This window comes from Streptomyces sp. NPDC006435, assembly GCF_040612315.1.
In the GTDB taxonomy this organism is placed as follows: domain Bacteria; phylum Actinomycetota; class Actinomycetes; order Streptomycetales; family Streptomycetaceae; genus Streptomyces.
In genome coordinates, this window is the sequence record NZ_JBEXPY010000034.1 from 37,742 (window position 1) to 50,836 (window position 13,095).

The window sequence follows — 13,095 nt, forward strand, 5'->3', positions numbered from 1 at the left end:
TGCGACGACTCCAGGAGACTGACGACACATGGCCGATCGGGTCACCGTGATCGGCTGGGACGGCTCACCACTGACCGGAGCGGCCACGGCCGCCCTCTCGGCCGCCACGCTCGTCGCCGGAGCCGCCCACCACCTCGCACTGCCCGAAGTACCGGCGCAGGCCGAACGCATCCGCCTGGGCTCCATCGACCTGGCCGCCCGCCGGATCGCCGGACACCGCGGCAGCGCCGTGGTCCTCGCCGACGGGGACCCAGGCTTCTTCGGGGTCGTACGCAACCTCCGCGCACCCGAGCACGGCCTGGAGGTGGAGGTGGTCCCGGCGGTCTCCTCCGTCGCCGCCGCGTTCGCCCGCGCGGGAATGCCGTGGGAGGACGCCCGGATCGTCGTCGCCCACCCCCGCACCCTGCGCCGCGCCGTCAACGTCTGCCGCGCCCACCACAAGGTCGCCGTCCTCACCTCGCCCGGGGCGGGCCCCGCCGAACTGGCCCTGCTCCTCGAAGGCGTCCACCGCACCTTCGTCATCTGCGAGGAACTCGGCACCGACCGCGAACAGGTCACCGTCGTCACCTCCGACAAGGCCGCCGACCACGTCTGGCGCGACCCCAACGTCGTCATCGTCATCGGCGGAGGCCCCGAACCGCAGGCCGCCGGCGGGTGGATCGCGGGCGGCCACCCCGCCTGCCCCCGCGGAGCACGCGGCTGGGCGCTGCCCCCGGAGGCGTACCCGGACGACGTCGCGGGCGGCGGGGCGACGAGCGGCGAAGGCGGGTCCCCGGGGCTGCGCGCCGCCCAACTGGCCCGCCTCGGCCCCCGCACCGGCGACCTCCTGTGGGACATCGGCTCCGGCGGCGGGGCCCTGGCCGTGGAGGCGGCCCGCTTCGGCGCGGCGGTCCTGGCGGTCGACAGCGACCCGGCCGCCTGCGCCCGCACCGCGGCGGCGGCACGGGCCTTCGGGGTCCAGATCCAGGTCGTCGAGGGCCGTGCGCCGCACGTGCTGGAACGGCTGCCGGAACCCGACGTCGTCCGGATCGGGGGCGGCGGGGTCCCCGTCGTCACCGCCGTCACCGAACGCCGGCCGGAACGCATCGTGACCCACGCGTCGACCCGCGACGAGGCCGAGGCGCTCGGCGCCGCGCTCACCGGGAACGGATATGCCGTCCGGTGCTCGCTCCTCCAGTCCGTCGAACTCGACACGGCCGCATGGTCGGAGCGTGAACGCTCGGTCGTGTTCCTGCTCTCCGCGACGCGTTCCGACCTCGCCCCCTGACCCGGCCGCGTGCGGCGGGAGGTAGGCTGGCCGATCGTTGTACCGCGGTCGGACGTTCGTCGTTTCGCTCGTCAATGTCCGGAAAAGGGGACTGTTTTGGTCCCCGCTGTGGTACGGCGGAACCGGGGGATGCGCAACGTGGCGCAGTCCACAGCGGGCCGTGGCGAAATGGGCTGCCGCGGCGGCGGACGGGCGTGAGAATGCAGTATGTCCACGACCGTTTCGTGCCGCGCGGCGAGCCCGCTCGTTCTTGTTGACGAGCACCGGGGCGCCGTGTTCGGACGTCCCGGACGAAGGGCCGAAGGAGCACTGACGATGGGCGAGGGGTACGCATGAGTGACACCGGCCAGATCCCGGTCGAGGGACTGCCGGAGAACGCGGGCACGGTGGAGCAGCCGGGCGTCGCCGCCCCGGACGCCTACACCTACCTCGCCCCCTCCGAGCACGTGCCCGAGGACGACGACCTCCTGCTGATGCCGAGTCCGCAGGGCGCCTGGAGCGACCCGCAGACCGTGCCGGCCCCCGGCCAGTACCCCGAGGCCGCCGCCGTCCACGCACCGGTGCCCGGACAGGGCGGCCACCCGGCCCAGCCCTACGCCCAGCCGGCCGCCGGGACCCCCGTCCAGCCGCAGGGACCCGTGCAGGTCCAGGTGCAGGAGCCCGTGCAGGCGCCGGCCGCCGACAGGTACGCCGCCGCTCAGCAGGCGGTGGCGGAGCACCCGGTCGTGACCGGCCAGGGAACGCATGAATCCGGTGGCCGCGACTCCGGTTCGGTCGACCTGAGCGGTGTGCGCATCCCCTCGCCCGCTCAGGTTCCCGCCCAGGCCGCACAGCCCCAGACCCCGACGCGCCGGCCGCTGCACCGCGGCCCGGCCGTGGCCGACGGAGGCCCGTCGTACGGCGGCGCGTCGACCGGCGGCGTGGTCCGTTCGCTCGCCGACCGCGGGCCCGCGGGCGCGCCCCAGGCCCCGGTCCAGCCCCAGGCCCCCGTGCAGGCCCAGGCTTCCGTGCCACAGGCCGCCGGCCCCGAGTACTTCGCGCCGGGCGAGGACGCGGCGGTGCTGCCGGGTCCGCAGCTCGGCGAGATCCTCCCGCAGGGCGGCAGCCCGTGGGCGGCGCAGCCGGCGGCGGTTCCGGTGGCGGCGGAGGCGACAGCAGAATCGGTCGTTCCGGAGCAGGGCACCGAGCCGGCCGCGGAGTCGGTCGCCGAGCCGGTGGCAGCGGCACAGCCGGTGCAGGCCGCTCCGGCCGTGGTGCCGGAGGCCGCGGCGGCCCCGGTTGCCGAGGCTCCCGCCGGAACTCCGGCCGAGGGCTTCGTCGAGGCCGCAGGGCCCGTCGAGGCCGCAGTGTCCGTGGAGACCGCAGTGTCCGTGGAGACCGCAGCGCCCGTCGAAGCCGCAACGCCCGTGGAGACCGTGGTACCCGGTGAGGCCGCGGTCGTCGAAGCTGCGGTGTCTGTCGAAGCCGCGGTGTCTGTCGAAGGCGCCATGCCTGTCGAAGGTGCCGTGCCCCAGGAGGCCCGGGGGGCCTCGGAGGCTCAGGAGATTCAGGGGGCCCCGGAGGCACAGGGCGTCCAGGAGGCCCAGGGGACTCAGGAAGCCGTTCCCGTGGGGCAGTTCGTGCCCGTGGAGGGTTCGGTGCCGACTACCCCGAACCTGGCCCCGACACCCGTCGCGGAGCAGGTCCCGGTACAGGCCGCCGAGCAGACCGCCGGGGCGGGGGACGCGGAGGCCGACTCCGTGGCCGGGCCCGAGCACGGGGCGGTCGCGACGGAGCCCGCCCAGGGCCCCCGGCCGGACGCCGAGGCGGTGCCGGCCGGTGACGCCGGGGAACCCGTCGCGCCGGTGGAGGTCGCCGAAGGCGTTACCGGTGCCGCGCCCGCCGAGATGCCCGAGCAGGTTCCCGGACCCGTCGCGGACGCCGGGGCACCGAACCCGAACGCGCCCGAACCGGAGGCCGAGGCGGGCCCGGAGGTCATCGAGACCCCGGCCCCGACCGCCCCCGTGGACGCGGCGGAGGCCGCCCCCCCCGCGGAGCCGGTGGCGGCCGCGCCCGTGCAGGACACGGTGACCGAGCACGACGAGATCGTCTTCGCGCAGGCCGCGGACCGGCCGCAGGAACTGCCCGGGGAGGCCCCGGCACCCGGCACCGAGCCCCTCGCGGCGGAAGCCCCCGAGGCGGCCGGGGTTCCCGGTACGGCCGAGACCCCCGAGGCGCAGGCCGCCGAAGTGCCGGTCGCCGAAGCCCCGGTCGTGGAGGAGATCCCGGCCACCGGGACGGCCCCGGCCACCGAAGCCCCCTCGGCCCACGAGACCGGGACCCCTGCGGCCGGGACTCCTGCGGCAGAGGCCCCCGGGACGGAGGCGCCCGAGTCCGACGAGGCCGCGGTCCCCGTCGGCCCGCCGGCCCCCGGCTACGACGACGCCGAGCGCGAGGCGGTGCTCCGCGTCATGCGCGAGCGGCGCGACATCCGCAACGGCTTCCGCAACGACCCCATCCCGCACGAGGTCCTGCTCCGCGTGCTCGAAGCCGCGCACACGGCACCCAGCGTCGGCCACTCGCAGCCCTGGGACTTCGTCGTCATCCGCTCCGCGGAGACCCGCCGTGCCATGCACGAACTGGCGCAGCGTCAGCGCGACGCCTACGCCAAGTCGCTGCCCAAGGGCCGGGCCAAGCAGTTCAAGGAACTGAAGATCGAGGCCATCCTCGACACCCCGGTGAACATCGTCGTCACCGCCGACCCCACCCGCGGCGGTCGGCACACCCTCGGCCGGCACACCCAGCCGCAGATGGCCCCGTACTCCTCCGCGCTCGCCGTCGAGAACCTCTGGCTCGCCGCCCGTGCCGAAGGCCTCGGCGTCGGCTGGGTCAGCTTCTTCGACGAGCGCGAGATGGTCCGCGCCCTGGGCCTGCCCGAGCACCTCGAAGTCGTCGCCTACCTGTGCGTCGGCTACGTCGACGAGTTCCCCGAGGAGCCCGAGCTGATGCAGGCGGGCTGGTCCAAGCGCCGCCCGCTGTCCTGGGTCGTCCACGAGGAGACGTACGGACGGCGCGCCCTGCCCGGCGAGGAGCCGCACGACCTGCTCCAGGAGACCATCGCCAACATCCGTCCGCTGGACGCCAAGGCGCTCGGCGAGGCGTGGGAACGCCAGAAGCGGATGACCAAGCCCGCCGGTGCCCTCGGCATGCTGGAGATCATCTCCGCGCAGCTGGCCGGGCTCTCCCGGGTGTGTCCGCCGCCGATCCCGGAGCCCGCGGCCGTCGCGATCTTCGCGGGTGACCACGGCGTGCACGCCCAGGGCGTCACCGCCTGGCCGCAGGAGGTCACCGGCCAGATGGTCGCCAACTTCCTCGGCGGCGGCGCGGTCTGCAACGCGTTCGCGTCCCAGGTCGGCGCCGAGGTGTGCGTGGTGGATGTCGGTGTGGCCGCGGAACTGCCCGCGACGCCCGGTCTCCTGCCCCGCAAGGTCCGGGCCGGGACGGCCGACTTCACCACCGGTCCCGCGCTGACCCGCGAAGAGGTGCTCGCGGCGATCGAGGTCGGCATCGAGACCGCCCGCGACCTGGTCGCGGCGGGCAACAAGGGCCTGCTCACCGGTGAGATGGGCATCGCCAACACCACGGCGTCGGCCGCGCTGATCTGTGTGTACACGGGCATGGACCCGGCCGAGGTGACCGGTCGCGGCACCGGCATCAACGACGAGATGCACGCCCGCAAGGTCGATGTGGTCCGGCGGGCCCTCGAATTCCACCAGCCGGACCCGGCCGACCCGATCGGCGTCCTGGCGGCGGTCGGCGGCCTCGAACACGCGGCGATGGCCGGCTTCCTGCTGGGCGGTGCCTCGCTGCGCACCCCCGTCATCCTCGACGGCGTCAGCGCGGGTGCCGCGGCCCTGGTCGCCCGTGCGATCGCCCCCGAGGCCCTGGCCGCCTGCATCGCGGGCCACCGCAGCGCCGAACCCGGCCACGTCGCCGCCCTCAACAAGCTGGGGCTGCGTCCGCTGGTCGACCTCGACCTCCGCCTCGGCGAGGGCACGGGCGCGCTGCTGGCACTGCCGATCGTGCAGAGCGCGGCGCGGGCGATGCACGAGGTGGCGACGTTCGACACGGCGGGCGTCACGGAGAAGTAGCCCCGGGGCCGGGACCCCGTCGGTCCCGGCCCTCCGGTTCCTCCCTGCCCACCGAGCCCCTTCCTCCCACCGGGCCTTCCGTCCTCCAGGCGCTCCCGGTACTCCGGCCCCGTTTCCCGGCCGGTGCCGGGGGACGGCCGGGGAGGAAACGGGCCGGGGGAGACCGGCCGCCGCAGGCACCCCGTCCCGCCCGCTCCCCGACGCGTCGCGGCCGTCCCACCGCGTATCGTTGACCCGCCCCGCGAACCCGCACGTCACAGCCGCTCCACCGCCGCAGCGGCCTCCGCATTCAGTCCCCTGCACGAGGAGCCCGCACCGCCATGGCCGAGCACGCAGAGCGCACCGATCACCCCGCGTACCCCGTCGGACTGCGGCTCGGCGGCCGCCGCGTCGTCGTGATCGGCGGCGGCCAGGTCGCCCAGCGCCGCCTCCCCGCGCTCATCGCGGCGGGCGCCGACATCGTCCTCGTGTCCCCGGCCGCCACCCCGTCCGTCGAGGCGATGGCCGACGCCGGCGAGATCCGCTGGGAGCGCCGCCGGTACGCCGACGGGGACCTGGCCGGCGCCTGGTACGTCCTCGTCGCGTCCGACGACCTCGCCGCGAACGACGCCGCGTCGGCCGAGGCCGAACGCAACCGGATCTGGTGCGTCCGCAGCGACGACGCCGACGCCGCCACCGCCTGGACCCCGGCCACCGGCCGCGGCGAGGGCGTCACCGTCGCCGTTCTCACCGCCGGCACCCATGACCGCGACCCGCGCCACTGCGCCGCCGTCCGCGACGCCATCGTCGAGGGCCTGCGCGACGGCACCCTCGCCGCACCCCACCACCGCACCAGGGCCCCGGGCGTGGCCCTGGTCGGCGGCGGCCCCGGGGACCCCGACCTGATCACGGTCCGCGGCCGCCGCCTCCTCGCCGGGGCCGACGTCGTCATCGCCGACCGGCTCGGCCCGCGCGACCTGCTCGACGAACTGCCGCCGCACGTCGAGGTGATCGACGCCGCGAAGATCCCGTACGGCCGCTACATGGCCCAGGAGGCCATCAACCAGGCGCTCATCGACCACGCCAAGGCGGGCAAGGCCGTCGTCCGGCTCAAGGGCGGCGACCCGTTCGTCTTCGGCCGCGGCATGGAGGAGGCCCAGGCGCTCGCCGCCGAGGGCATCGCCTGCACCGTCGTCCCCGGCATCTCCAGCTCGATCTCCGTGCCCGGCGCGGCCGGAATCCCCGTCACCCACCGGGGAGTGGCCCACGAGTTCACCGTCGTGAGCGGCCACGTCGCCCCCGACGACGAACGCTCGCTGGTCGACTGGGAGGCCCTCGCCAGACTGCGCGGCACCCTGGTGCTCCTGATGGCCGTCGACAAGATCGGCGCCATCGCCCGCGCCCTCATCGCCCACGGCAAGGCCCCCGACACCCCGGTCGCCCTGGTCCAGGAGGGCACCACCGCCGCCCAGCGCCGGGTGGACGCCACCCTGGAGACCGTCGCCGAACGGGCCGCGGCCGAGGAGGTGCGCCCCCCGGCGGTCATCGTCATCGGCGAGGTCGTCGCGGTCGGCGCGGACATCGCGCCGCTCCCCGCCGAATGACCGGCACGGACACCCGGGCCTCTCGTCCGGACCGGGCCGGGCTCGCGCGCCCCGGTGCGCACGCCGATCCGGCCCGATCCGAACGCAAGATCCTCACGGACCCCATTGAGTAACCGGCGGTAACGGAACTTCTTCCGATCCGTTGGCACCACACACCGGACAAGGCAGTATCGAACCCGTGGCCGACCTCATCACCATCGACGACCCCGACGACCCCCGTCTGCACGACTACACCGGACTGACCGACGTCGAGCTCCGGCGCAGACGGGAGCCCGCCGAGGGGCTGTTCATCGCCGAGGGCGAGAAGGTGATCAGACGCGCCAGGCACGCCGGGTACGAGATGCGGTCCATGCTGCTCTCGGCGAAGTGGATCGACCTGATGCGGGACGTCATCGACGAGGTCCCGGCCCCGGTGTACGCGGTCAGCCCCGAACTGGCCGAGCGCGTCACCGGCTACCACGTCCACCGCGGCGCCCTCGCCTCGATGCAGCGCAGGCCGCTGCCGACGGTGGACGAGCTGCTGACGACGGCCTCCGACACGACGGCCTCCGACACGACGGCCGCGGAGACGACGGCCGACGACCGCACCGGCCCCGCGGCGGTGCCGCCCCCGGGCCCGGGGGACCGCACGGTCCGGCGCGTCGCCGTCTTCGAGGACATCGTCGACCACGCCAACCTGGGCGCCGCCTTCAGGAACGCCGCCGCCCTCGGCATCGACGCGGTCCTGCTCACCCCGCGCTGCGCCGACCCCTTCTACCGGCGGTCCGTGAAGGTCTCGATGGGGGGCGTCTTCCAAGTGCCGTGGACCCGCCTGGAGTCCTGGCCGAAGGACATCGGGATCCTGCGTTCCGCGGGGTTCACGCTCGCCGCCCTCTGCCTGAGCGAACGGGCGATCACCCTCGACGAACTCGCCGCGCGCGACGACGAGAAGCTCGCGCTGGTCTTCGGCACGGAGGGCGCCGGACTCACTCCCGGGACCCTCGCCGCGGTCGACGAGCACGTCCGCATCCCGATGGACGCCGGTGTCGACTCCCTCAACGTGGCGGCCGCCTCGGCCGTGGCCTTCTACGCCACCAGGCCGCGAACGGCCTGACCCCGCGGGCGTCCCGCGCCCGCCCTTCCTGCCCGAGCCGCCCGTGCGTTCCGCCCCGTGGAACGCACGGGCGGAAGTCGTCGGGGCGGGCCCGTGCGTCCGCACCTCCTTCCGGACCGATGGAGCCGGGAAGTCCGGGGCCGTCCGGGGTCAACCGATCGGATGACCCCCGGGTCGGCTTTCCCGCTCGTCACATGCAGCCGGTACGTCGACGGGACGGGCGGGTGCCCGGGCCCACTCTTGATCCGAGCGGGACGGCAGGAGCCGGCGGGCCCGGAAGCCGGATTCCCCGGGCGGACGGGGCCGCGCCCCCCATCCATCACAGGAGTGACCGGAATGAAGCACGCCAGGAAGACCTCGAAGCGCACGCGCATCGTCATCGGCGGCACGGTGGCCGGCGCCGTCGCGCTCGGGACCTTCGCCGTGGTGACGGCCAACGCGGGCTCGTCCGCGACCATCGCCCCCGGGGTGGAGGCGGCGGGCAAGAACCTCACGCGGTCCACGCACCTGACGATCGAGGCGGCGACGAAGGCCGCGCAGGCGACGCTGGACGCGGCGGAGAAGGAGAACCAGCGGGTCTCGGTCGCCGTCGTCGACCGCAACGGCAACACCGTCGTCACCCTGCGCGGCGACGGCGCCGGCCCGCAGTCCTACGAGTCGGCCGTGAAGAAGGCGTACACCGCCGTCTCCTGGAACGCCCCGACCTCCGAGCTGGTCAAGCGCCTGCAGAACGCCCCGACGCTGAAGGACGTCCCCGGCACCCTCTTCCTCGCCGGCGGCGCCCCCGTCACCGCGAAGGGCGCCCCGATCGCGGGCATCGGCGTCGCCGGCGCCCCGTCCGGCGACCTGGACGAGAAGTTCGCCCGGGCCGGCGCCGCGGCCCTGAACAAGTAGGACAGGAGGAGGTCGCATGATGCCGCTCTTCGACGACACCGCCGCGGGCGGGAACGACGCGTCCTCCCGGTTCCGGCCGGCGCACGGCACTCCCCGTGCCGTGCGCCGTCGGCTTCTCGACCCCGTCCGTGTCCGGGCCGGTCTCAGGGCGGGCATCGGCATCGCGGTGCGTACGCGGGTGAGGACGATGTCGGCCGTGCTGCGCGGCGCGAGCAGCCCGAGGAGCACTCCCATGACCCCGGCCGGACACGCCCTGCTGGCGGCGGCGGGCACGGGCGACACCGCGGGCGTGCGGGCCGCGCTCGCCGCCGGTGCCGAGGCGGAGGTGCGGGACCCCCACCGCCGTACCCCGCTCCTGCTCGCCGCGGCGGGCGACCATGTGGCCGCGGCCGAGGTGCTCGTCGCCGCGGGGGCCGACCCCGATGCCCGGGACGACCGCGAGGACAGTCCCTGGCTGGTGACCGGGGTGACCGGCAGCGTGGCGATGATGCGCACCCTGCTCCCGGCCGGCCCCGACCTGTCGTCGTGCAACCGTTTCGGCGGCACCGCCCTGATTCCCGCCTGCGAACGCGGCCACGTCGGCTACGTACGGGCCCTGCTGCGCGAGACCGACATCGACGTCGACCACGTCAACCGCCTCGGCTGGACCGCCCTGTTGGAGGCGGTGATCCTGGGCGGCGGCGGCCCCGTGCACGAGGAGGTCGTGGAACTGCTCATCACGGCGGGCGCCACTGCCGGCCTCCCGGACGGCGACGGCGTCACGGCCCTCGAACACGCGGAACGGCGCGGGTTCGAGCACATCGCGGGCCTGCTGCGGGCCGTGAGCTGAGACCCGCCCACCGGGTCCCCGCGCGGACCTGCCCCGTACGCGCCCCGAGCCGCGGAGCCCCCCGGCCCGGACGCCGTGCCCGGATGCGCCGGGCCCCGTGCCGGGCGCATCCGGGAGCGGATGTGCGACAGGGGTGCGAATTTGCTGATGCGCCGCCCCCCTTCATCCGCTCCGGATCCGTGCCGGTCGGGGTCTTGACGTGACGGTGGACACGCTATTGGATGTGCGACCAATACGTAATTGGCCGGGCGCTCAATAGAGGCACCGCGGTCCGTGGATCCGAGAGGTCTCGATGGCGACGAACTCCACCCCTTCCGTGAGGTCCTCGGAATCCTCCCCGGGGTCCCGCGACAGTCATGGCTCCGAACGCGCGGGGCAGCTGGAGACCCGGGGCATCGACCTGGTGCCCGCGGACGAGCGCGGCGGGCACCCGCGCCGGCTGTTCGCGGTCTGGGCGGCGCCCAACGTGAGCTATCTGAGCTTCGTCGTCGGAGCCACGCTGATCCTCATGGGACTCACGCTCCCGCAGGCCATCGGCGTGATCCTCGCCGGGAACCTGCTGTGGATCTGCACGGGCGTCCTGGCGGCGAGCGGTCCGGTCGCCGGCACGAGCGGATCGGTCATCTCGCGTGCGGTGTACGGGGTCGTGGGCAACAAGGTCGTGCTCGTCCTGACCGGCTGGCTCATCGCCGCGGCCTACCTCGCCCTGAACTGGTCGGCTGCCTCGGTCGCGGGCATCGGACTGGCGGGCCGGATGGGGCTGCCGGACAGCCGGGCCGTCGACGCGGTCGTCATCTGCCTCATCGCCGGGGGGACGCTGCTGATAGCGATCTTCGGACACGCGACGATCGTGCGCCTCTATGCCGCGCTCAGCGTCCTCCTGACCGTCGTGTTCGTCGTGGTCACGGGGTACGTGCTCGCCGGGACCGACTGGTCCTACGCCCCGGCCGAGCCGCTGCGGGGTGCCGCGCTCGTCGCGACGCTCGGTGCGGGCTTCACGATCGTCGCCTCCGCCCCGCTCTCGTACAGCAACAGCCCCGACCTCGCCCGCTACCTCCCCCGTGACAGCAGCCCGGTCGCCATCGCCGGGTGGACGGCTCTCGGCGCGTACCTGCCGAGCGTCGTCTTCACCGCCGTCGGCGCGTTCGCGGCGACCAGTCTTGACATGAGCGACCCGCAGGCCGCGCTGGAGACCATCCTGCCGGGCTGGTTCGTCCCCGTCTTCGTCATCGCGGTCGTCGTCAACACGATGACGAACAACGGCATGACGGCCTACAGCGCCGGCCTGTCCATCCAGTCGGTCGGCGTCCGCCTCGCCCGCATCCCGGCGGTCCTGGTCATCGGCGTCCTCGGCACGGCGATGACGTTGTACGCGATCCTCGTCTTCGACTTCCTGACCAGCGTCAACACCATGCTCCAGCTCGTGGTCGTGGTGACCGGCCCGGCCATGGCGGTGGCCGTGACCGATCTGGTCCTGCGACGCAACCGCTACGACGGCGCCACCCTCCTGGAGGCGCGGCGCGGGGGACCGTTCTGGTACCGCGGCGGTGTCCACTGGGCGGGTGTCCTGGCACTCGTCGTCGGCGGCATCGCCGCCACGATGTGGGTGACCACCAGCTTCTGGGCCGGCCCGGCGGCGAAGGCCCTGTGGGGCGTCGACGCGGCGATCTTCGCCGGCATGATCACGGCTTCCGCCGTCTACTGGGCGGCGACCCGCGTTCTCGGGAGCATCCCGCGCGGCTGACGCACGCCCCGGCCGGCTCCACGTGCACGGGCCGGCCCCGTACCACCGCTTGTCGTGGCGAACCACGAGAGGCCCCCGCGCCGGGTGGGCGGCACGGGGGCCTCTCGTATCGGACGCCGGGGGTCACGCGTAGACGATGCCCGCGTCCAGGTCGCCCCGGATCTCGGTGCCGACCTTGCGGGCCAGCAGGTCGTCCAGCCGGCTCAGCGGACCGATGAGCGCGCGGCCGCCCGCGCGGGCGACCCGGATGGCGGCGTCCACCTTGGGCTGCATCGACCCCTCGGCGAAGGAAATCTCGGAAATGGCGTCGGCGGAGGCGGTCCTGATGTCCCGCTGCTGCGGGGTGCCCCAGTTCTCGCTGACGTAGTCGCCGTCCGTCAGCATGATGAGCGTGTCGGCCGCCAGTTCCGCGGCCAGCGCCGCACTGGCGAGGTCCTTGTCGACCACCGCCTGCATCCCGACCTCGCGGCCCTTGCCGTCGGTCCTCACCGGCACGCCGCCACCGCCGACGCACACCACGAGCCGCTGGTTCTCCAGCAGGAGGCGGACGATCGGCGCCTGCACCACCCGGATCGGGTCGGGCGACGGCACGACCCGGCGGAACGTCCCGCCGTCACGCGCGATCGTCCACCGGTACTCCGCCGCCGCCTCGGCCGCGTCCTGGGCCGAGTAGGTCGGCCCGATGAGTTTGGTCGGCCGTTCGAAGGCCGGGTCGTCCTCGTCGACCACCGTCGTGGTGAGCACGGCCACCACCTCGCGCTCGCCGGCGAGCGCGTTGGACAGCTCCTGCTGGATGACGTAGCCGATCATGCCCTGGGTCTCCGCCCCCAGGACGTCCAGGGGATAGGCGGCGACGTCCTGGTGCGCCAGGTTCTGCAGCGCGAGCAGGCCGACCTGCGGCCCGTTCCCGTGCGTGATGACGACCTCGTGCTCGCGGGCGAGCCCCGCCAGGGCCTGGCAGGTCGACCTCACATTGGCCCGCAGCCGTCCTCCCGTCCTTTCGAAGGAGACCGTCCTGCGATGAACCGGTACCTGCTCGCCACCGCGACGTTCACCGGCCCGCTCTGCGGCCTCTGGGGAGGTTTCGCCGGCCTCGTGGCGTGGGCCTTTCCGCGTGGGCCGGGTTCGTCGGCTGCACCGCCTACTTCGCCTGCGGCAGGCGCCTCCTCCCGGGCGCGGCGCTCACCCTGTCGACCACCTTCGCCAGCTCGCTGTGCGCCTGGCTGATGATCCGGGGAGCGGTGCTCCTGGGCAGCGCCGACGCCGCGTACGCGCTGACCGTGGGCGTCTTCGTCACATGCATCGTGCTGCTCGGACGGTTCCGGTGGACCTCGTTCGTCCCCGGTACGTTCGTCGGCTGCTACTCGCTCTTCGCCATCCAGGACAACGACTGGGCCCTGCTCCTGGCGTCCCTGGCCGCGGGCACCCTGCTCGGCGTCCTCTGCGACTGGGGCGGCAGCACGCTCTTCGCCCGCTGGAAACCCGCCGCCGAACCGGGGACCACCGAACCGGAGACCACCGGCCCCGGCGTCGCCGGCCGCCCCGGCTGACCCCC

9 protein-coding genes are annotated in these 13,095 nt (G+C 74.4%); 8 read left to right on the top strand and 1 reads right to left on the bottom strand.

Annotated elements, in window-relative coordinates; genetic code table 11:
- Positions 1–28: 28 nt before the first annotated feature.
- The 7 genes from cbiE to ABZZ04_RS28295 all read left to right on the top strand — a co-directional run bounded on the left by cbiE (position 29) and on the right by ABZZ04_RS28295 (position 11,540).
- A complete protein-coding gene (cbiE, locus tag ABZZ04_RS28265; RefSeq protein WP_356935042.1) occupies positions 29–1,267 on the top strand; it encodes a precorrin-6y C5,15-methyltransferase (decarboxylating) subunit CbiE in 1,239 nt (412 codons plus the stop codon).
- A 332-nt stretch (positions 1,268–1,599) separates the two neighbouring features.
- Positions 1,600–5,397 carry a nicotinate-nucleotide--dimethylbenzimidazole phosphoribosyltransferase gene (cobT, locus tag ABZZ04_RS28270; protein WP_356935043.1) on the top strand — a complete coding sequence of 1,266 codons (3,798 nt, stop codon included), beginning with the start codon at positions 1,600–1,602 and terminating at the stop codon, positions 5,395–5,397.
- A 320-nt stretch (positions 5,398–5,717) separates the two neighbouring features.
- Positions 5,718–6,980, top strand: coding sequence for a uroporphyrinogen-III C-methyltransferase (gene cobA, locus ABZZ04_RS28275; protein WP_356935044.1), 1,263 nt, complete (start codon positions 5,718–5,720; stop codon positions 6,978–6,980).
- A gap of 178 nt (positions 6,981–7,158) precedes the next feature.
- Entirely contained in the window at positions 7,159–8,073 is a 915-nt protein-coding gene (locus tag ABZZ04_RS28280) for an RNA methyltransferase (RefSeq protein WP_356935045.1), read from the top strand.
- Between the two features lie 336 nt (positions 8,074–8,409).
- Positions 8,410–8,967 carry a heme-binding protein gene (locus tag ABZZ04_RS28285; protein ID WP_356935046.1) on the top strand — a complete coding sequence of 186 codons (558 nt, stop codon included), beginning with the start codon at positions 8,410–8,412 and terminating at the stop codon, positions 8,965–8,967.
- Between the two features lie 232 nt (positions 8,968–9,199).
- Positions 9,200–9,796, top strand: a complete 597-nt coding sequence (locus ABZZ04_RS28290) for an ankyrin repeat domain-containing protein (protein WP_356935092.1) — start codon at positions 9,200–9,202, stop codon at positions 9,794–9,796.
- A 316-nt stretch (positions 9,797–10,112) separates the two neighbouring features.
- Positions 10,113–11,540 carry a cytosine permease gene (locus tag ABZZ04_RS28295; RefSeq protein ID WP_356935047.1) on the top strand — a complete coding sequence of 476 codons (1,428 nt, stop codon included), beginning with the start codon at positions 10,113–10,115 and terminating at the stop codon, positions 11,538–11,540.
- Positions 11,541–11,663: 123 nt separating this feature from the next.
- On the opposite strand, the gene ABZZ04_RS28300 is transcribed toward ABZZ04_RS28295, so the two are convergent.
- Positions 11,664–12,512, bottom strand: coding sequence for a carbamate kinase (locus ABZZ04_RS28300; RefSeq protein ID WP_356935048.1), 849 nt, complete (start codon positions 12,510–12,512; stop codon positions 11,664–11,666).
- A 128-nt stretch (positions 12,513–12,640) separates the two neighbouring features.
- On the opposite strand from ABZZ04_RS28300, the gene ABZZ04_RS28305 reads away from it, so the two are divergent.
- Positions 12,641–13,090 (top strand): DUF1097 domain-containing protein, encoded by a 450-nt coding sequence (locus ABZZ04_RS28305; RefSeq protein ID WP_356935049.1) that lies wholly within the window; start codon positions 12,641–12,643, stop codon positions 13,088–13,090.
- Positions 13,091–13,095 lie beyond the last annotated feature (5 nt).